Below are 17,655 nucleotides of genomic sequence, written 5' to 3'. Positions count from 1 at the left end.
TCGATGGATGCCTCGCACGGAGTGCAGGCAGGAAGTGCTGGAGCGTTTCTCGCGCGTCCTTTAGGGCGCGCCGCTCCAAAGGAGGGACTGGACTGACCGCTCGGGGACACAGCTAGGATGGCGTTGGATGACGACATCCACATCCTGTCCAGCGTAAAGCTTTTCCAGGGCTTCACGCAGGAACAGCTGCGTCTGCTCGCCTTCGGCGCCGAGACAACTTTCCTGCAGGCCGACCATAAGCTCTACCGCGAGGACGACGTCGCCGACTCTGCCTACATCGTGGTTAGCGGCCTGATCACGCTCTATCGGGAGCTAGGAGGTGAACGCGTCCCGATCGGCACTGCAGGTCCGGGCACCATGCTGAGCGAACTGGCGCTGATAGCCGACACCAACCGGCTGACCAGCGCGTCGGCTACGGTCGATTCTGAAGTGATCCGATTGAGCCGCAAGATGTTCCACCGAATCCTGGAAGAATATCCGGAGATCGCGGTGCTGTTGCATGAGCGCATCCTGGAGGAATTCCAGCAGATGATCGCCCGCATCGAGGAACTGGCGCCGCGCTTTTCGGGGTGATGCCTGAAAGGCCGCCCCACGCTGGCTTCCTCATTCTAGGGCGAAGCAAGGAGCGAAGCGACGCGCGTAGACCCTAGAATCCATTCCGTGACGTTGACGCGTTGCCGCGTTGCAAAATGGGGTTTCCAGGCGAAGATCGATGTGGGGAGAGAATTACCTCTGTTCTGCATCGTTGCATCCTTCGACGCAGGTAACGGAATGGATTCTAGGGTCTACGCGCGTCGCTTCGCTCCTTGCTCCGCCCGTGGATGACGACCGAACGCCAGCGCCGCCCTCTCCCGCAACGCGTCAGTCCAAGTCAAACCTGGCTATCACCGGCACATGGTCGGACGGCTTCTCCCAGCCGCGCGCCGCCTGCAGGATCTCGTAGCCCTTGAAGCTCGGCACCAGGTTGGCGGACGACCAGACATGGTCGAGGCGGCGGCCGCGGTTGGAGGCTTCCCAGTCCTTCGCGCGATAGCTCCACCAGGTGTAGAGTTTCTGCTCGGCGGGCACGTCGAGCCGCATCAGGTCGACCCAGCCGCCGGCTTTGCGCATCGCCTCGAAATTTGTCGTCTCGACCGGTGTGTGGCTGACGACGTTGAGCAATTGCTTGTGCGACCAGACATCATGCTCCTGCGGCGCGATGTTCAGGTCGCCGACCAGGATCGATGCGGACGATTCGTCCCCGCCCGCCGGCATGCCGTTCATCTCCTGGACGAAATCGAGCTTGTGCCGGAATTTGCGGTTGATCTCCGGGTCCGGCTCGTCGCCGCCGGCCGGCACGTAGAAATTATGCACCAGCACCGACTTGCCGCCCGCCTGCACCTTGACCGACAGATGCCGGCTGTCGTCGATCTCGCAGAACCGCCGCTTCTCGACCAGCTCGATCGGGCGGCGGGCGACGGTGGCGACGCCGTGATAGCCCTTCTGGCCGTGGAACAGGATGTGCTCGTAGCCCGCCTTGCGGAAGGCTTTTTCCGGAAAGAGCTCGTCGGGAACCTTGGTTTCCTGCAGGCACAGCACGTCGGGGGCGTGCTCTTTCAAAAGCCGCTCGACGATCGGCATGCGCAGGCGCACGGAGTTGATGTTCCAGGTGGCGATGGTGAAGGGCATGTGGCGAGTCCGGCAAGAGATCGTCGATCTAGTGCCAGCCGCTCGCGGGAAAGACAAGCCAACCTTTGCGGCTGCAATCGCTTGACCGGGGGACCTAATTCAGGTCAGGCCGAGTCGAAAATCTCCGAGAACCGAAGCGGAGCGTACTTAAAGTACGTGAGCACCGGAAGCGCAGGAAGCCGGCATTTGCAGACCGGCCTCACCTGAATTTACCGCGTCTTGGTATTCAGCTCTCTATTCGCCGTATAGTCGATGGCAAACGTATCCGGCGGGAAGCTGACGCCTTCCTTGGTATTGAAGATCATCACCGTGGTGTCCTTGCCTTGAGCATCGGTGATCGTCCACTGGCGCAGGTCGTAGGTCTTCGGGTCGAACATCATGGTGATCATCGCATTGCCGAAGACCGACTTGTCGGACAGCTTGATGGTGGTGAGGTCGTCCTCCTCCTTGACCGCCTTGACGCGCCCGCCGGAGAGGTCGATGCGGTCGTCGAGCAGCAGCTTCAGCGGCGTCTTCGACAGCGGGTAGAGGTCGGAGGTGTTGAGCTTCTTGTTGAGGATCACCACCGACTTGCCGTCGGAGATGACGCGGAAGTTCGAGGATCCGTCATAGTTGAAGCGGATCTTGCCCGGGCGCTCGAGGAAGAACTTGCCGCCGGTCTGCTCGCCTTTCGGGCCGAACTGGACGAATTCGCCGCTCATCGACCTCACCGAGGAGAAGTGGTCGGCGATCTTCTGCGCCGCCGACGGCACCGCGGCCTGCGCGGCGGCCACGAGCTGATAACCCGGCACGAGGTTGAGAGCGGCGGCTCCGCCAAGCATCAGGCCGAGGCCGAGGAGCTGGCGGCGGGTGATGGCGAATTCTGTCTGGGTCTTCATGCCGGTCACTTTCTGTGATTCGTGTCGCCGCAGTTTCTGGACTCCCACTAGGGCCTAAGTTTGGCGGTGCGCGACAGGCCCGTCGCGCAGGCGCGGGCGTGAGCCCGTCGCATGAAACGCGCCAGACGAATTCCGGTTGCTTGCCGGCCCGGGCTGGCGTCTCGCCGGGCCAAGGGTTGTCGGATTCAGGTCAGGCCGGCCTCACCTGAATATCGACAAACCCTAGAATTTGTCCTCTTCGGTCGGCACCAGTATCTCGCGTTTGCCGGCATGGTTGGCCGGGCCGACAATGCCTTCCTTCTCCATCTTCTCGATGATCGAGGCGGCGCGGTTGTAGCCGATGCCGAGCCGGCGCTGGATGTAGCTGGTCGAGGCCTTGCCGTCGCGCAGCACCACCGCCACCGCCTGGTCGTAAGGATCGTCGGAATCCTCGAAATTGCCGCCGCCACCGCCGCCGGAACCACCCTTGCCCGACGGGCCGTCCTCGTCGTCTTCCTCGTCGTCCTCGGTGATGGCGTCGAGATATTCCGGCACGCCCTGCAGCTTCAGGTGCCCGACGACCTTCTCGACCTCGTCATCCGACACGAACGGGCCGTGGACGCGCTGGATGCGGCCGCCGCCGGCCATGTAGAGCATGTCGCCCATGCCGAGCAGCTGCTCGGCGCCCTGCTCGCCGAGGATGGTGCGGCTGTCGATCTTGGACGTCACCTGGAAGGAGATGCGGGTCGGGAAATTGGCCTTGATGGTGCCAGTGATGACGTCGACGGACGGACGCTGCGTCGCCATGATGACGTGGATGCCGGCGGCGCGCGCCATCTGCGCCAGGCGCTGCACCGCGCCTTCGATATCCTTGCCGGCGACCATCATCAGGTCGGCCATCTCGTCGATGATGACCACGATATAGGGCATCGGCTCGAGTTCGAGATCCTCGGTCTCGTAGATCGCCTCGCCGGTCTGGCGATCGAAGCCGGTCTGCACCGTACGCGAGATCTTTTCGCCCTTCTTTTCGGCTTGGCTGACGCGCGCGTTGAAGCCGTCGATGTTGCGCACGCCGACCTTGGACATCTTGCGGTAGCGGTCCTCCATCTCGCGCACGGTCCATTTCAGCGCGACGACCGCCTTCTTCGGATCGGTGACGACCGGCGTCAAAAGATGCGGGATGCCGTCATAGACCGAGAGTTCGAGCATCTTCGGATCGATCATGATCAGCCTGCACTCCTGCGGCGTCAGCCGGTAGAGCAGCGACAGGATCATGGTGTTGATGGCGACCGACTTGCCCGAGCCGGTGGTGCCGGCGACCAGCACGTGCGGCATCTTGGCGATGTCGACGATGACCGCCTCGCCATTGATGCTTTTGCCGAGCGCCAGCGCCAGCTTCATCTTGGTCGTCTCGAAGTCGCGGCTGGCCATGATCTCGCGCAGATAGACGGTCTCGCGCTTGGTGTTGGGCAATTCGATGCCGATGGCGTTGCGGCCAGGCACGACGGCGACGCGGCACGCGATCGCGCTCATCGAGCGGGCGATGTCGTCGGAAAGGCCGATGACGCGCGAGGATTTGATGCCGGGCGCCGGCTCCAGCTCGTAGAGCGTGACGACCGGACCGGGGCGGACATGGATGATCTCGCCCTTGACGCCGAAATCTTCCAGCACGCCTTCGAGCAGGCGCGCATTCTGCTCCAGCGCGTCCTTCGAAAGGCTTGCATCCTTGGCGATGTTCTTCGGCTCGGAGAGAAAATGCAGCGACGGCATCTCGAACGTGTCCGACCCGATAAGCGAGGTCTGCGCCTCGCGCTGGACGCGTGACCCTGGCACCGGGCGCGCTGCCGGCGCGGCGACGCGGGTCGCGGCATCGGAGCGGAAATTCTGCACCTTGGCGCCTGCGCCCCGCCGCTGCACGGGCGCCTCGTCGTCGAAGTCGTCGAGGTCGACGTCTTCGTCCTCATCCTCCTCGTCGAAGATATCCTGGTCGGCCGGGTCGACCGAGACGCTGCGGTCGTTGACCATGGCGGCGAAGAATTCCGGCTCGACGCGGGCGCGGCCGCCAGGGCTCATGCGGGACTCGGCGAACTCGGCCGACTCGACCCGCTCGGCGGCGCGCCGCCAGGCGCTGGCCTTGGGCTCCATCGGCGGTTCGAACTCGTCACGCTCCCGCCTGCGGCGCTCGGCGCGGCGATGCAGGTAGGCGCGGAACGACAGCCACCAATGGGTGACGGCGCCGAGCGCGAGTATCCCTTCGTCGCCCTCGTCCTCATCCTCGTCGAACAGCATCTCGTCCTGCTCGCGCGGATCGGGCGCGGCAGCGCGCTCCATGACGGCAAAGCCGTTCTTGCGGGCAATCAGCGCCGAACCATAGGCAAACAGCCACAAGGCGGGAGCGGCAAGGATGACTGCTATGATCGTCGCGAAAAGGCCTTTCGGATAACCGCCGACGGCGATGCCCGGAATCTTCAGCACCATGTCGCCGAACACGCCGCCGAGCCCGGTCGGCAGCGGCCAGGTGTTGGGCGGCGTCACGCAGCCGGCGATGGCGGCGGCCAAAAGCGCAAAGCCGAACCAGCCGAAGCCGCGCTTCGGCAACTTGTCGACGCCGCGCGCGGAAAACAGAAGGAAGCCCCAGATCACCGCCGGGACAAGGCCAGCGACGGCGGCAAGGCCGAAGAACTGCATGGCGAGATCTGAGAACACCGCGCCGGCATAGCCCATGGCGTTGGTGACGACGTTGCTGGTGGCGTGCGAGAAGCTCGGGTCGGCGACGTTCCATGTGGCCAAAGCCGCGATGCCGAAGGCGGTGAACAGGAATAGCCCGGCGCCGACCAGCCGCCCGACCTGACGCCGCGCGAATGCCTGGATGCCGTGCCCCGTATCGGTCAGCGCGAGCGGTGCTGAGGCGCCTGAACGCATGCTCTTCCCCGTGATCGTTGCCTGGCCGGGCGCATGGCGCATTCCGGCAGATTCGAACGCCAGACTATCGGGGGGAAGGTTAAGGCCGCATTAACCATGGCTCTTTACCGGGCTTCGGCTCGAACAAAGATGGCAGGCCTCGCGGCCCGCCACCCTGTGCGTTGAAAACGCCAAAGCGATCGGGCCCTTCCGGACCCGACCTTCCGCGGGATCACCTGTTGCCGGCGTAGGTCACCAGATTGCCGCAGAACTCGGCGTGAGGCTTGCTCATCGCCGCGTCCTGGCATTCCTTCATCATCATGTCCTGCTTGTCCTTGGGCATCGCCGCCCAGGCTGCTTTGAAGTCGGCCTCGGGCTTCATGGTCTTCATGCTGGAGTCGGTGAAGAACGGGGCCATGTTGGCCGGCTCGTCGAGAGCACCGGCAAGTGCAACGCCGCTGATCATCGAAAGAGCTATTGCTCCCAGGAAGATGTTCTTGATGTTCATCAGGTGGTTCCTTCCCTCTTGTTTGGCGGACGCCTTGATGGCGCTCGCTATCCCAGTACGGAACCTGGAAGGTCGATGTTTCACTGAAGCGCGATCAAGTGAATGTGATCGAGACTCGCCAGGCAGGCGCCGAGCAAAAAAGGAGGCCCGGAAGAACCTTCCGGGCCTCAAGGCGTGAGCCCCTTTTGGGGGCGTCACGACGGGATCTTGGGAGGAATTCCGGGCCGGCGGGAGGAGGATCCGCCGGCCCTCGGGGCAATTCCAGCGGTTTCCCGTCCGGAACTGCGCCGAAGCAGAGAGCAGAGCCGGCCTTACGGCACGACTTCGCCGTGCTGGGTGACGTCGAGGCCTTCGACCTCTTCCTGCGTGGACGGACGCAGGCCGACCAGAGCCTTGACGATGTACAGGATCACGAAGGTGGCGATCGCCGTCCACAGGATGGTGAAGGCGATGCCGTAGAGCTGCTTGCCGACCGAAGCGTCCTTGCCGAGCGCGTTGATCGCCGGATCGGCGAGCGCGCCGGTGAGCAGCGCGCCGACGATGCCGCCAACGCCGTGCACGCCGAAAGCATCGAGCGAGTCGTCATAGCCGAACGCATGCTTGAGCTTGACCGCCGACAGGTAGCAGATGACGCCGGCCAGTATGCCGACGATGAAGGCGCCGGTCGGGTTGACGAAGCCGGAAGCCGGCGTCACCGCGACGAGGCCGGCGACGGCGCCCGAGATGATGCCGAGAACCGAAGGCTTCTTGGCGACGATCCATTCGGCGAACATCCAGGCCAGCGCCGCGGCGGCGGTGGCGACCTGCGTGTTCATCATCGCCGCGCCCGCAAGGCCGTCGGCCGCGAGTTCCGAGCCGGCGTTGAAGCCGAACCAGCCGACCCACAGCAGCGAGGCGCCGATCACCGAATAGACGAGGTTATGCGGCGCCATGTTGGTGGTGCCGTAGCCCTCGCGCTTGCCGAGCACCAGCGCGCAGACCAGGCCCGCGACACCGGCGTTGATATGGACGACCGTGCCGCCGGCGAAGTCGAGCACGCCGGCCGAACCGAGGAAGCCGCCACCCCACACCCAGTGGGCGATCGGCGCGTAGACGAAGACCAGCCACAGGCCCATGAAGATCAAGAGCGCCGAGAACTTCATGCGCTCGGCGAAGGCGCCGGCGATCAGCGCCGGCGTGATGATGGCGAAGGTCATCTGGAACATCGAGAAGACGAATTCAGGGATGTTCGCCACGCCCGGCGCCCATAGCGTCGAGACGGTGATGCCGTGATGGAAGAATTTCGAGAAGCCGCCGATATAGCTGTTCGTGGCGCCGCCGTCGGAGAAGGCGAGCGAATAGCCGAACATGAACCACAGCACCGTCACCAGGCAGGTGATGGCGAAGCTCTGCATGATGGTGGCGAGCACGTTCTTCTTGCGCACCATGCCGCCGTAGAACAGCGCCAGGCCCGGAATGGTCATCATCAGCACCAGCGCCGTCGAGGTCAGCATCCAGGCGGTGTTGCCGGTGTCGAGCGCCGGCGCGGGCGCGGCAGGCGCCGCGGCGGTGGCTGCCGGGGCGGCTTCCTGCGCGATGGCGGCGACGGTGCTCATGGCCACGAGCGCGAGCGAAGCGGCCGCGCGTCCCGTCGTCTTCAAGGTGGAAGGAATATTCATTGAACTCTCCGTTGGAATGGATGGTCGCCGCTTAGAGCGCGTCGGTGTCTGTTTCGCCGGTGCGGATGCGCACTGCCTGGTCGATGCCGAAGACGAAGATCTTGCCGTCGCCGATCTGGCCGGTCTTGGCGGCCGCGGTGATGGCTTCGACGGCCTTGTCGACCATGTCGGCGCCGACGGCGACCTCGATCTTGATCTTGGGCAGGAAGCTGACCGCATATTCCGCGCCGCGATAGATTTCCGTATGCCCCTTCTGACGCCCGTAGCCTTTGACTTCGGTGACGGTCAGGCCCTGGATGCCGACGGCGGTGAGCGCTTCGCGCACCTCGTCGAGCTTGAACGGCTTGATGATTGCCATCACGATTTTCATAAGGTTTCACCCTTTGCTGTTGCGGTCCCCCGCGTTTGCACACCTTCACCGATCCTGAGGAGCCGGAGAGTGCCCGACAGGATTCAAGCTCCGTGCCAGTTGCCGGAACCGGGTGTTAACCCGTTGTAAACAAATGGAATGGGCGGCCGGTGCACATCATTCGCGCACCGATGATCCAGCATCATTGCTTATAAAATGGGCAGAAAATCAAAAATGCGCGTTTTGCAGGCAGTCGCCTGGGCCGGCTCAGCGTTTCAGCCGAATGAGGCCTTCCTGGGCGACCGAGGCGATGAGCGTGCCGTCACGCGCAAACAGCGAACCGCGGGTGAAGCCGCGCGACCCTTGCGTCGACGGGCTGTCCTGGTTGTAGAGAATCCAGTCGTCCAGCGAATGGCTGCGGTGGAACCACATGGCGTGGTCGAGGCTGGCGGCCTGGATGTCGCGGTCGAAGATGGCGCGGCCATGCGCGAAGGTCGAGGTGTCGAGCAGCGTCATGTCGGAAAGGTAGGCCAGCACGGCCGCCTGGATCGCGCGGTTTTCCGGCACCGGACCGGTGGTGCGGATCCAGATGTTCTGCTGCGGATCGAGCTTCTCGCGGCTCGTATAGTGCTTCAGCATCACCGGCTTCATCTCGATCGGCCGGTCGCGCTCCCAGTAGCGCCTGATGCCTTCCGGCACCGCCTCGCCGAACTTGCCGAGCAGTTCGGGCTGGGTCAGCAGCGTGTCGGGCCCCGGCACGTCGCGTGGCATCGGCATCTGGTGCTCCAGCCCGACCTCGTCCTGCTGGAACGAAGCCTCCAGCGAGAAGATCGCCTGGCCGTGCTGGATCGCCACCACCCGGCGCGTGGTGAAGGAGCCGCCGTCGCGGATGCGGTCGACCTCGTAGACGATCGGCAGCTTGGTGTCGCCGGGCCGCATGAAATAGCCATGCAGCGAATGCACGTGGCGTTCCGGCTCCACGGTGCGCTGCGCGGCGACCAGCGCCTGGGCGATGGTCTGGCCGCCGAAGACGCGCTGCCAGTCGACCTTGGGGCTGCGACCACGATACAGATTGTGTTCGATCTGCTCGAGGTCGAGAATGTCGAGAAGCTCGTCCATGGCCGCTGTCATGTCTGAAATCCTTCGAGGATGTGCCATGGCCGGTTTCGGACAGGACGCGCAGGCAGTCAAGGCCGCAAACGGCGGCCGGCCGAAGCCGTGAAAGGATGATGCCATGGTCGACCGCAAGCGGGACGGAGCAGAGGCCAATGGGACGCGCGAGGCTCTCGACGTGCTCATCGCCGGCGCCGGCTATGTCGGCCTCACCGCGGCCGTGTCGCTGAAGCAGGCGCGGCCGGGCCTCGCCATCGCCGTCGTCGATGCCGCGCCCGCCGGCGTCTGGCAGCGCGACGGCCGCGCCTCGGCCATCGCCGCCGCCGCCAGCCGCATGCTGGAGCAGCTCGGCGTCTGGGAGGAGATCGCGCCGGAAGCGCAGGCGATCACCGAAATGATCATCACCGACTCGCGCGCCGCCGACCCGGTGCGCCCGGTATTCCTGACCTTCGACGGCGAGGTGGCGCCCGGCGAGCCTTTCGCCCACATGGTCGCCAACCGCGACTTGAACGGCGCGCTGCGCCGCCGCGCCGCGAAGCTCGGGATCGACATCATCGAGGGCATGGCGGTCAGCGCCTTCGACGCAAACGGCGCCGGCGTCACCGTGCACCTCGCCGACGGCGCGACGCTGAAGGCGCGGCTGCTGGTCGCCGCCGACGGCGTCAATTCGAAACTGCGCGACATGGCCGGCATCAAGACGGTGAAATGGGAATACGGCCAATCCGGCATCGTCTGCACGGTGGCGCATGAGCGCCCGCACAATGGCCGAGCCGAGGAGCATTTCCTCCCCGCGGGTCCGTTCGCGACGCTGCCGCTGAAGCCGGACAAGGACGGGACCAACCGCTCGTCGATCGTCTGGGTGGAGCGCACCGAAGATGCCAAGGCGCTGGTCGAAGGCGACGATTTCGTCTTCGAGCACGACCTGGAGCAGCGCTTCGGCCTGAAGCTCGGCGAAATAAGCGTCGCCGACAAGCCGCGCGCCTGGCCGCTCGGCCTGACGCTGGCCCGCGCCTTCGTCGCGCCGCGCTTGGCGCTCGCCGGCGATGCCGCGCACGGCATCCATCCGATCGCCGGCCAGGGCCTCAATCTCGGGTTCAAGGATGTCGCGGCGCTCGCCGAAGTGGTGGTGGAGGCCGACCGGCTCGGCCAGGACATCGGCGCGCTCGACGTGCTCGAGCGCTACCAGCAATGGCGCCGCTTCGACACGCTGCAGATGGGCGTCACCACCGACGTCCTGAACCGGCTGTTCTCCAACGACATCGGCCCGCTGCGCGCCGCCCGCGACCTCGGGCTCGGGCTGGTCGAGCGCATGCCCAGACTCAAGGATTTCTTCATCCGCCAGGCCTCGGGCTTGTCCGGCGACACGCCACGGCTATTGAAGGGCGAGGCGATCTGAACGGCCCTGCCGCCTGAAGGCGGCAGGGCCTGGCAAAGTCGCAGACTAGGGGCACTCCGGGAGACTGAGCAGATTGTTCGGCTCGTCGCCGTCGGCCTCGGTCTTCAGATACTTGTGACCATACCGGCTGACAGCAACAACCACCCACACAGTGTCGCCTCTTGGGCGGCTCACATAAAAACGCCATTCGCGGCTTTCGATGTACGCAATGGCTTGCTGCTGAGTTATTTTCCATTGCTCGGTCGCATATCCACCCACGTGCGTTATCCGCTCGTGGACGTTGCCGCGATCAAGCTTATTGATGCATTTTATTTCTGCGGTTTTCGTTTGTGTCGCTTGGGACATTAGTCTGTTCCTAACATTTTGAAAAAATGCCAGGCTTGACCGCAGCGTGTTTTTGACTCAAAAACACCCTTGCAAACATTGCCGCGTCCCGCGCCTGACACGTCGTGCGGGAAGTGAAGTTAGAAACCGTCGCCAGTTTCAGCTGCGCGACGGTTTCGTCTGTTCACCATCAGCTAATGTTGTGAGGCGAGTCCCACGGTTCTGTCAACGCGCCAAAACCCTCCGCAAACGAGATTCTTCTCGGCGGATTTTTATGCTTTATTTTCAATATGTTAAACCGGCTCCTCCCAGAGCAAGCTTCTGTTTTCTCACAGAACTTTCACATTATCTACACCCGCCGAAGCGACTCGTCCAGATTGTGCGGCGCAACAAGTCACAACCGATTCGGATCTAGTTCACCTCGAACCCCAGCTTCTGCCGCAGCCTCAATATCCGCTGGTCGGCGATCCTGAGGCTCTGCTCGCCGCCTTGCGCGACGCGGTTCAGCATCCTGAGCAGGTCGTCACGCTCATGCGGATCGAGCCGCTCGCGCAGGAAAGGCGCCAGCTTGTCGATGACGATCGTCGTGTCGTCGACCTGCGCGACCGCCCACTTGGCATAGACGACCGCCTCGTCGGTCTTCTTCGGGCTTTCGGCGATCTGGGCGATCACCTCGCGGATGACAGCCTCGCGCCGCGGCAGGACCGGGCCGTGCTCCGAGACGATCGCGGTGATCAGCGTCGCCGCCGCCACCACCGGATCGTCGATCGCGGTCAGCGGCGAGAGGGCGGCCTGGTTGCGCAATTTCTTGCGGCGGATATTGCCCTGGACGCGCCCGACGACATCGGCGACCTCGCGCGCGGCGTCGCTCATATATTTGAGCCGGTACCACCAGATGGCGGCTGCTCCGAGCAGGCCGAGGATGGCGATCAGGAAAGGCATGCCGAGTTCCCCCGAAATCGCGGCGACGATAAGAGAAGCGTGACTCTGCTTCAACACGCAACGGTTGCGGCGGCGAAGGAAATCGTATCGAAGTTAAGGCTGATCTTGAAATCCGCGCAAAGCATGATCGTTGCCTTCACGATCCCAGCCATGGGCCATGTCAAGCCGATGCTGCCGCTGCTGAGCGGGCTTGTCGGCAACGGGCAGGAAATTGTCTGCTTCGGCCACACGGCATTCGAAAGCGCGATACGCTCCTCCGGCGCGCGGTTCCTGCCCTACCCCGGCTTTGCCTACGATATCGACGCTCCCGACTTCAACCTGCTGCGGATGGGAGCCGATCTCCTTCGCGCCTCGCGGACATTCCACGCGCAGCTGTCGGCTGACGTCGTCGCCCTGTCGCCGCGCTTGATCCTGCAGGACTCCATGGCGTTCTGGGCCAGCCGCATCGGCACCGCGCTGGATATTCCGAGGATCCACACGATCCCCACCCTCGTCTTCAATCCGGCGACCCAGCGCAGGATGCGCAAGGAGGATGGATACGCGAAGCTTGCGGCAGATGTCTTCCGCGGCGCGCCAGCCCTTCTGCGTGAAATGGCCAGGCTCGGATTCGCCGTTTCATTGCAGGAGGTTTTCGGGGTGGAGCGTTCCTGGCGGAGGTTGGCGCCGCCACGGTGCGAGCCGGTGTTTTCGCTCAAGGAGCTGCAGGTCGGCGATCCCTGGGGAGATGTTCCGCGCCACTATATCGGGCCGACGATCGATGAGGGTCGCCGATTTGAACCGCGCGCCGGACGCGGCTATGCGCTGGTCACGTTCGGCACGCTCTCCAACAATGACACGCGGCGCTTCGAGGCAGCCATCGAGGGAGCTTTTCTGGCGGGATTCTCGGTCGTCGCCCTGTGCGGACGCAAGGTGGACCTGCCGCGCCTGATGAGCGTCGCGAAGGCGCTCGAGGCGGCCAATCCCGGGCAGGAGGCGACCGTGCTAGACACTGTCCGCGACATGGAGCCGCTGATTGCCGGCGCGGACGTCGTCATCCACCATGCCGGCATGGCGACCACCTGGGAGACGGTCCGGTATTCGAAACCCGCTTTGTTCATCCCGACCATTGCCGATCAGAAAGTGTTGGCAAGCCAGCTCGACGCGCAAGGGTTGGGCATTCGTCTGCCGCCGGGCCGCGAGCTCGACTCCCACGCGATCGCCCGAGCTCTTGAGGCTCTCAAGGACCGGGACTATCCGTGGGGCAGGATTCGGGATCTGCTGGCGCGAGCCGGAGGGGCGCCGGCCGGCGTCGGCATTGTCATGGAAGCGTTGGGGACCGGGCGGTGACGACATATCTGGGGTTTTCCTGCTCGCAGCACGATCCCGCCATCGCGGTGGTCGATGAGGCAGGCGAAGTGCTGTTCGCGCAGGCCAACGAGCGCGCCTTGAAGTACAAGCGCGGCTGGCATGCGGCGCCCGACGCCTTTGGCCTGATCGAACCCATCCTCGACAGCTACGCGCAGGCCGGACCGGTCAGCGCGAACCTGACATGGTCCGGCAACGCGCTGCGCTCGGTCAGGTATCTGGCGCCCTTGTGCCGCTGGGGCCTCGGCGCGCTCGACCTGATCGGGGCGTCCGACCTGGAGGCGAAGCGGGCAAGGGGATGGGTGCTTCGCCACGGGCTCTACCGGGCTCCCACCTCGGTGATCGACCTGCTGCTCAATCTCGAGCTACGCCTGAACGAACGGCGCCACTTCAGAAGCCGGCTAACGAAGAAGGGGTGGAACCATCATCTCTGCCATGCCGCGACCGCCTCGTTTTCAAGTCCGTTCGAGGACGGGCTCTGCGTCGTCATGGACGGCATGGGCGAAGGCTCGAGCACATCGGTGTTTTCGTTTCGGGACGGAAGGCTGAAACGCCTGGACAGCCCCGGCATGGCGAATCTTGCAAGCCTGGGCATCTTCTACGGCCAGGTCTGCTTCGCTGCCGGCTTCGATCCGGTGGCCGGCGAGGAATGGAAGCTGATGGGGCTTGCCGCCTATGGCCGGCTGGATGAGGGGCTTTACCGCCGCATGCGGTCCGCCGTGACGGTGAAGGGCGGACATCTGTCGCTCGCGCGGGACTATGCGGCCGTCATCGGTCACCTGCTGCCGTTTCGCCAAAGACCGCACATGGCGAATGCCGACATGGCCTTCACGGCCCAGAAGGTTTTCGAGGATGTGCTTTTCGAGTTCCTGAACCAGGCGCATCGGCGCTGGGGCGGCGAGAACCTGATCCTCACGGGCGGCTGCGCCTTGAATCCGAGCGCGAACGGCAAGATCCTGGGAGCGACACCCTTCCGCCGTCTCCACGTGCCGATGGCGCCCGGTGACGACGGAAACGCCGTCGGCGCGGCGCTTCTGGCCTGGCAGGCGGCGCATCGCGACCGTCCCGTGCCGCGCTTTTCGACCCCCTATCTTGGCTCCGTCCGCGCGCAGGATTCGCTGGAACGGCTCTGCAGGCACGGCGTCGAACCATGCTTGCAAACCGACGATCCCGATCGGCTGACCGACCATGTGGCCGCCAGGCTTGCCGACGGGGCGATCGTCGGCTTCATGCAGGGCCGCGCCGAATTTGGACCGCGCGCGCTCGGCAATCGCTCGATCCTGGCCGACCCGCGTTCGCCAGGCATCCGCGACCGGCTGAACGCGTCGGTCAAATTTCGCTAGGAGTTCCGCCCCTTCGCCCCGAGCATCCTGCATGAGTTCGGGCCGGACTATTTCCAGGACTATGCCGAGTCCCCCTATATGGAGCGCACCTTGAAATGGCTGCCGGGACGCGCGCCGCCCGGCGTGCGCCATGTCGACGACACCGGACGCCTGCAAAGCGTGACCGAGGCGGGCAATCCGCTGTTCCACAAGCTGATCTCGGCGTTCCACCGCAAGACGGGCCTGCCGATCCTGCTGAACACCAGCTTCAACGTCATGGGCCGCCCCATGATCCATGACACGGAAGATGCGCTCGGCGTGTTCTTCACCTCCGACATCGACCTGCTTGTTCTCGGCAATACCGTGTTCCAGAAACCCGGCCGGACCGGCAGGTCATGAACCCGGTATGTCGTAGATCGCCCGCACCTCGACCGTGCCGAGCTCGGCCAGCGGAACGCGGTCGGCGATCGCCAGCGCTTCGTCGAGATCCGCCGCCTCGACCATGAGGAAGCCCAGCAATTGCTCCTTGGTCTCGGCGAAAGGGCCATCGGTCACCAGCCGTTTGCCCTGGCGCCGCCTGAGCGACTTCGACATCTTCACCGGTTGCAGCGCCTGCGCGACGATCAGCTTGCCCTGCCGGTCGAGCTCCCTGTCATGGGCCAGCGAATCGGCATCGAGCTTGGCCGATTCCTGCGGGGTAAGCGCGAGGAGGTCCTTTTCCTGGCCGTAGACCAGCAGCACATATTTCATTTCAAGCTCCCATATTGCGATGAACCATAGGATGCGGTCCTGACGTTGTCAGCCGCGCCTTTCACTGCCGCGGCATGTTCGAGAAGACATGCGGCGACCCCGATGACGGCAACGGCCAGCAAAAGCCGCCCGCAGCCGGAAGGCGGCGGGTCCAGCCAGAAGTCCTCCTTGCGTTGCGGCTTGCCGCCCGAACGTCGCCAGAGTGAGAAATACAGATTGTCCATGCGAGCCTCCGTCCGGCCACGAACCTGTGGCCGCCCGCAGGACGCTCCGGTCCGACCGAAGTCGACATTTTTGCACGCAACTTTCTTCGGAATTTTTTGACGGCGCCTGCGATGCCGACACATTGCGCCCGGGGCCGGATGGTCTTCCGCCGCGCTCGCGCTATAGTCATGGGGAACGCCGGCGCCCGCCGGCGAGAACCCCGACAAGGCAGGAGGACTTCATGGACCGCACCGCAAACGCCGTCTGGAAAGGCAATCTGAAAGAGGGCAAAGGCACGCTGGACACGCAGAGCGGAACCTTGAAGGGCACGCCCTATTCGTTCAAGGCGCGCTTCGAGGATGAGAGCGGCAAATCCGGCACCAACCCGGAAGAGCTGATCGCCGCCGCGCATGCCGGCTGCTACGCCATGCAGCTGTCGCATTTCCTGGCCGAGAACGGCACGCCGGCCACCGAGCTCGACGCCAAGGCGGTGGTGACGCTGGTCCCCGGCACCGGCATCACCGGCAGCGCCATCACCCTGGTCGGCAAGGTGCCGGGCATCGATGCCGCGAAGTTCAAGGAACTCGCCGAGAAGGCCAAGGCCGAATGCCCGGTCTCGAAGGCGCTTGGCGCGATCAAGGTGTCGCTGGACGCCAGGTTGGGGTGATTGGTTTGGGAGGGCGGCGATCCTTCGCCCCCCTCTCTGCCCTGCCGGGCATCTCCCCTCAAGGGGGGAGATCAGATGTCACGCAGGGTCTCGCCAATCACCGACGTCGTAAGAGGAGTGTCGGCGCTGAAGCTGCCAATCTCCCCCCTTGAGGGGAGATGTCCGGCAGGACAGAGAGGGGGCCTCGCGCCAACGCTTCGGGGAAGGGTTAACCGCCCAACGCCTCGATCTTCGCCCGCAAAGCCGCGACCTCTTCTTCTAGCGCCTTCACCCGCGCCGCGAGATCGGCATCCGAAGATGTCGCCGCCGGCTGCCAAGGCGCCGCCACCGCAACCGCCTCCACCGGTCCGCTCAGCAAGTGCACGTAGCGCTCCTCGCGCTGCCCGGGCGCGCGCTCGAGCAGCTGGATCAGAGGCGGCCGGCGGCCGATCATCAGGTCGAGATTGTCGCGAAGCTCCTCGATCGATGCAAAGCGCGCCATGCGCTCCGAACGGGCCAGCAATTCATGCGCCGTCTGCGCGCCGCGCAACAGCAAGAGCCCGATCACCGCGATCTGCGGCGTGGTCAGCGAAAAGCGCTGCGCCATCTGATGCTCGTAACGCTCGACCCGGGAGGCGAAGGCCTGGCGCACCAGGCCCTTCTGCTCGAGCGAGCTCAGCGCCCGCCTGATCTCGGTCAGCTCCAGCGCCATGACAGGTTCGCGCGCCGTCTTCTGGTTGGCGGCCTGGTGCGCGCCGTTCAGCGTCAGCGGATAGACGTCCGGCGTCAGCTCCTTCTTCTCGATCAGCGAGCCGAGCACGCGCGCTTCGACGGCGGAGAGGATAGGGAGATCGGTCATGGGATGTATATCCTTTTTAGGCTGGAGGGACAGCACCCCTGTCCTGCCGCAGCATTGAGCCAGGGTGATGGGCCAACGTCTCGCCTCGCCGGGAAGATATCTGGCATTGTGGCCAAAACTCATCATGAGCGGTGACCCTTGCCGCCGCTCCGGGCTTTGCGGGGAGAGATTAGCGACCCCACCTGGATTCGAACCAGAACCTGCGGAGTGAAAGTCCGTTATTCTACCGTTAAACTATGGGCGATCAAGCAGACCGCCGGGGTCGCAGCAGGTCATGTAGGATCAGGTCTTTGCGGCGTCAAGATCGCATCGAACCGGTGTATCTTTCCCTGTGTCTTGGAATGTAACCCGCCGCCGCTGGTAAGCAAGCATTGATATTTGACGGCGAGTTCGCTTAGCTAATCGGCATGCCGGTCGAACTTAGCGATCTTATGCAGTTAGCACTCAAACAGCGCCCCCATTTGTTCATGGGCGAGCTCCCTAGGAGGGTGGCTACCTATTTGAAAGCAAACCCAGGGTTAGTGTATTTGGGGTGCCGGGAATTCTATAAGATCGCCGAAAAGCACACGGAGATAACTAGGGAAGAATTCCAAAGCATGCCTCAGTTGATCAAAAATGGCAGCTATTATTCGGTCCCTGATCGACCAAATTGCGCGACTATATTCGGTTACGCTACCGAGCAAGCTCTCATGTATCAAATAGGTATAAAGGCAGCCGACTCTGGCGGAGAAATATGGGTCCAGACATTTCACCGGACCACAGAGTTAAAAGCCGGTCGCATTAAGACCCGATGTCAGCATATCGCAGGCCTTAA

The 17,655-nt window shown here is 64.0% G+C and carries 16 protein-coding genes, 1 tRNA gene and 1 pseudogene; 5 read left to right on the top strand and 13 right to left on the bottom strand.

What is annotated here, in order from left to right; translation table 11 throughout:
- The first annotated feature begins 117 nt into the window (after positions 1-117).
- On the top strand, positions 118-573 hold the full coding sequence (locus FJ471_RS13405; RefSeq protein WP_140803715.1) for a cyclic nucleotide-binding domain-containing protein: 456 nt from the start codon (positions 118-120) through the stop codon (positions 571-573).
- A gap of 288 nt (positions 574-861) precedes the next feature.
- Here the strand turns inward: FJ471_RS13405 and xth are convergent, their stop codons facing one another.
- The 7 genes from xth to tesB all read right to left on the bottom strand — a co-directional run bounded on the left by xth (position 862) and on the right by tesB (position 9,072).
- On the bottom strand, positions 862-1,668 hold the full coding sequence (gene xth / locus FJ471_RS13400) for an exodeoxyribonuclease III (RefSeq protein WP_140803713.1): 807 nt from the start codon (positions 1,666-1,668) through the stop codon (positions 862-864).
- A 209-nt stretch (positions 1,669-1,877) separates the two neighbouring features.
- Positions 1,878-2,546, bottom strand: a complete 669-nt coding sequence (locus tag FJ471_RS13395; protein ID WP_140803711.1) for an outer membrane lipoprotein carrier protein LolA — start codon at positions 2,544-2,546, stop codon at positions 1,878-1,880.
- A 222-nt stretch (positions 2,547-2,768) separates the two neighbouring features.
- Positions 2,769-5,447: a DNA translocase FtsK gene (locus tag FJ471_RS13390; protein ID WP_140803709.1), complete on the bottom strand. Its 2,679-nt coding sequence runs from the start codon at positions 5,445-5,447 to the stop codon at positions 2,769-2,771.
- Positions 5,448-5,658: 211 nt separating this feature from the next.
- Entirely contained in the window at positions 5,659-5,934 is a 276-nt protein-coding gene (locus tag FJ471_RS13385; RefSeq protein WP_140803707.1) for a hypothetical protein, read from the bottom strand.
- Between the two features lie 311 nt (positions 5,935-6,245).
- Entirely contained in the window at positions 6,246-7,529 is a 1,284-nt protein-coding gene (locus tag FJ471_RS13380) for an ammonium transporter (protein ID WP_281408529.1), read from the bottom strand.
- Between the two features lie 94 nt (positions 7,530-7,623).
- Entirely contained in the window at positions 7,624-7,962 is a 339-nt protein-coding gene (locus tag FJ471_RS13375) for a P-II family nitrogen regulator (protein ID WP_006327120.1), read from the bottom strand.
- Between the two features lie 246 nt (positions 7,963-8,208).
- A complete protein-coding gene (gene tesB, locus FJ471_RS13370) occupies positions 8,209-9,072 on the bottom strand; it encodes an acyl-CoA thioesterase II (protein WP_140803703.1) in 864 nt (287 codons plus the stop codon).
- 103 nt (positions 9,073-9,175) lie between these two features.
- Here tesB and FJ471_RS13365 point away from each other — a divergent pair, with 103 nt between their 5' ends.
- The gene (locus FJ471_RS13365; protein WP_140803701.1) at positions 9,176-10,450 is read left to right on the top strand and encodes a ubiquinone biosynthesis hydroxylase; all 1,275 of its coding nucleotides are present in this window, start codon (positions 9,176-9,178) and stop codon (positions 10,448-10,450) included.
- Positions 10,451-10,495: 45 nt separating this feature from the next.
- Here FJ471_RS13365 and FJ471_RS13360 read toward each other — a convergent pair whose 3' ends face one another.
- Together FJ471_RS13360 and FJ471_RS13355 are read right to left on the bottom strand one after the other, a co-directional pair.
- Complete coding sequence (locus tag FJ471_RS13360) at positions 10,496-10,795, bottom strand: DUF3892 domain-containing protein (protein WP_140803699.1); 300 nt, start codon at positions 10,793-10,795, stop codon at positions 10,496-10,498.
- Positions 10,796-11,185: 390 nt separating this feature from the next.
- Positions 11,186-11,716, bottom strand: coding sequence for a hypothetical protein (locus FJ471_RS13355; protein WP_140803697.1), 531 nt, complete (start codon positions 11,714-11,716; stop codon positions 11,186-11,188).
- Between the two features lie 123 nt (positions 11,717-11,839).
- On the opposite strand from FJ471_RS13355, the gene FJ471_RS13350 reads away from it, so the two are divergent.
- Both FJ471_RS13350 and FJ471_RS35295 read left to right on the top strand, forming a co-directional pair.
- The gene (locus tag FJ471_RS13350) at positions 11,840-13,042 is read left to right on the top strand and encodes a nucleotide disphospho-sugar-binding domain-containing protein (RefSeq protein ID WP_140803695.1); all 1,203 of its coding nucleotides are present in this window, start codon (positions 11,840-11,842) and stop codon (positions 13,040-13,042) included.
- A pseudogene (locus FJ471_RS35295) lies at positions 12,952-14,781 on the top strand (carbamoyltransferase C-terminal domain-containing protein). Before FJ471_RS13350 ends, FJ471_RS35295 begins: the two are co-directional and overlap by 91 nt.
- On the opposite strand, the gene FJ471_RS13335 reads toward FJ471_RS35295, so the two are convergent.
- Together FJ471_RS13335 and FJ471_RS13330 are read right to left on the bottom strand one after the other, a co-directional pair.
- Positions 14,776-15,132, bottom strand: coding sequence for a YciI family protein (locus tag FJ471_RS13335; protein WP_140803689.1), 357 nt, complete (start codon positions 15,130-15,132; stop codon positions 14,776-14,778). The pseudogene FJ471_RS35295 and the gene FJ471_RS13335 overlap by 6 nt on opposite strands.
- Positions 15,129-15,356 carry a hypothetical protein gene (locus tag FJ471_RS13330; RefSeq protein ID WP_140803687.1) on the bottom strand — a complete coding sequence of 76 codons (228 nt, stop codon included), beginning with the start codon at positions 15,354-15,356 and terminating at the stop codon, positions 15,129-15,131. The genes FJ471_RS13335 and FJ471_RS13330 overlap by 4 nt, the downstream gene beginning before the upstream one ends.
- Before the next feature lie 221 nt (positions 15,357-15,577).
- Between FJ471_RS13330 and FJ471_RS13325 the strand changes: the two genes are divergently transcribed.
- The gene (locus FJ471_RS13325) at positions 15,578-16,003 is read left to right on the top strand and encodes an OsmC family protein (protein ID WP_140803685.1); all 426 of its coding nucleotides are present in this window, start codon (positions 15,578-15,580) and stop codon (positions 16,001-16,003) included.
- Positions 16,004-16,211: 208 nt separating this feature from the next.
- Here FJ471_RS13325 and FJ471_RS13320 read toward each other — a convergent pair whose 3' ends face one another.
- The gene (locus tag FJ471_RS13320) at positions 16,212-16,841 is read right to left on the bottom strand and encodes a DUF480 domain-containing protein (protein WP_140803682.1); all 630 of its coding nucleotides are present in this window, start codon (positions 16,839-16,841) and stop codon (positions 16,212-16,214) included.
- Positions 16,842-17,014: 173 nt separating this feature from the next.
- Positions 17,015-17,087 (bottom strand) — tRNA-Glu (locus FJ471_RS13315).
- Positions 17,088-17,655 lie beyond the last annotated feature (568 nt).

The organism is Mesorhizobium sp. B2-7-1 (genome assembly GCF_006440735.1).
In the GTDB taxonomy this organism is placed as follows: Bacteria; Pseudomonadota; Alphaproteobacteria; order Rhizobiales; family Rhizobiaceae; genus Mesorhizobium.
The sequence above is the reverse complement of the archived record's forward strand: the minus strand, read 5'-3'. Positions and strand labels throughout refer to the sequence as shown.

What these genes read in the sequence shown, in the direction of transcription:
- FJ471_RS13405 (WP_140803715.1), top strand. Translation starts at nt 118, where the DNA reads ATGGCGTTGGATGACGACATCCACATCCTGTCCAGCGTAAAGCTTTTC.
- FJ471_RS13325 (WP_140803685.1), top strand. Translation starts at nt 15,578, where the DNA reads ATGGACCGCACCGCAAACGCCGTCTGGAAAGGCAATCTGAAAGAGGGC.
- FJ471_RS13330 (WP_140803687.1), bottom strand. Translation starts at nt 15,356, where the DNA reads ATGGACAATCTGTATTTCTCACTCTGGCGACGTTCGGGCGGCAAGCCG.
- FJ471_RS13365 (WP_140803701.1), top strand. Translation starts at nt 9,176, where the DNA reads ATGGTCGACCGCAAGCGGGACGGAGCAGAGGCCAATGGGACGCGCGAG.
- FJ471_RS13385 (WP_140803707.1), bottom strand. Translation starts at nt 5,934, where the DNA reads ATGAACATCAAGAACATCTTCCTGGGAGCAATAGCTCTTTCGATGATC.
- FJ471_RS13390 (WP_140803709.1), bottom strand. Translation starts at nt 5,447, where the DNA reads ATGCGTTCAGGCGCCTCAGCACCGCTCGCGCTGACCGATACGGGGCAC.
- FJ471_RS13360 (WP_140803699.1), bottom strand. Translation starts at nt 10,795, where the DNA reads ATGTCCCAAGCGACACAAACGAAAACCGCAGAAATAAAATGCATCAAT.
- FJ471_RS13355 (WP_140803697.1), bottom strand. Translation starts at nt 11,716, where the DNA reads ATGCCTTTCCTGATCGCCATCCTCGGCCTGCTCGGAGCAGCCGCCATC.
- FJ471_RS13395 (WP_140803711.1), bottom strand. Translation starts at nt 2,546, where the DNA reads ATGAAGACCCAGACAGAATTCGCCATCACCCGCCGCCAGCTCCTCGGC.
- FJ471_RS13375 (WP_006327120.1), bottom strand. Translation starts at nt 7,962, where the DNA reads ATGAAAATCGTGATGGCAATCATCAAGCCGTTCAAGCTCGACGAGGTG.
- FJ471_RS13380 (WP_281408529.1), bottom strand. Translation starts at nt 7,529, where the DNA reads ATGAGCACCGTCGCCGCCATCGCGCAGGAAGCCGCCCCGGCAGCCACC.
- FJ471_RS13320 (WP_140803682.1), bottom strand. Translation starts at nt 16,841, where the DNA reads ATGACCGATCTCCCTATCCTCTCCGCCGTCGAAGCGCGCGTGCTCGGC.
- FJ471_RS13350 (WP_140803695.1), top strand. Translation starts at nt 11,840, where the DNA reads ATGATCGTTGCCTTCACGATCCCAGCCATGGGCCATGTCAAGCCGATG.
- xth (WP_140803713.1), bottom strand. Translation starts at nt 1,668, where the DNA reads ATGCCCTTCACCATCGCCACCTGGAACATCAACTCCGTGCGCCTGCGC.
- tesB (WP_140803703.1), bottom strand. Translation starts at nt 9,072, where the DNA reads ATGACAGCGGCCATGGACGAGCTTCTCGACATTCTCGACCTCGAGCAG.
- FJ471_RS13335 (WP_140803689.1), bottom strand. Translation starts at nt 15,132, where the DNA reads ATGAAATATGTGCTGCTGGTCTACGGCCAGGAAAAGGACCTCCTCGCG.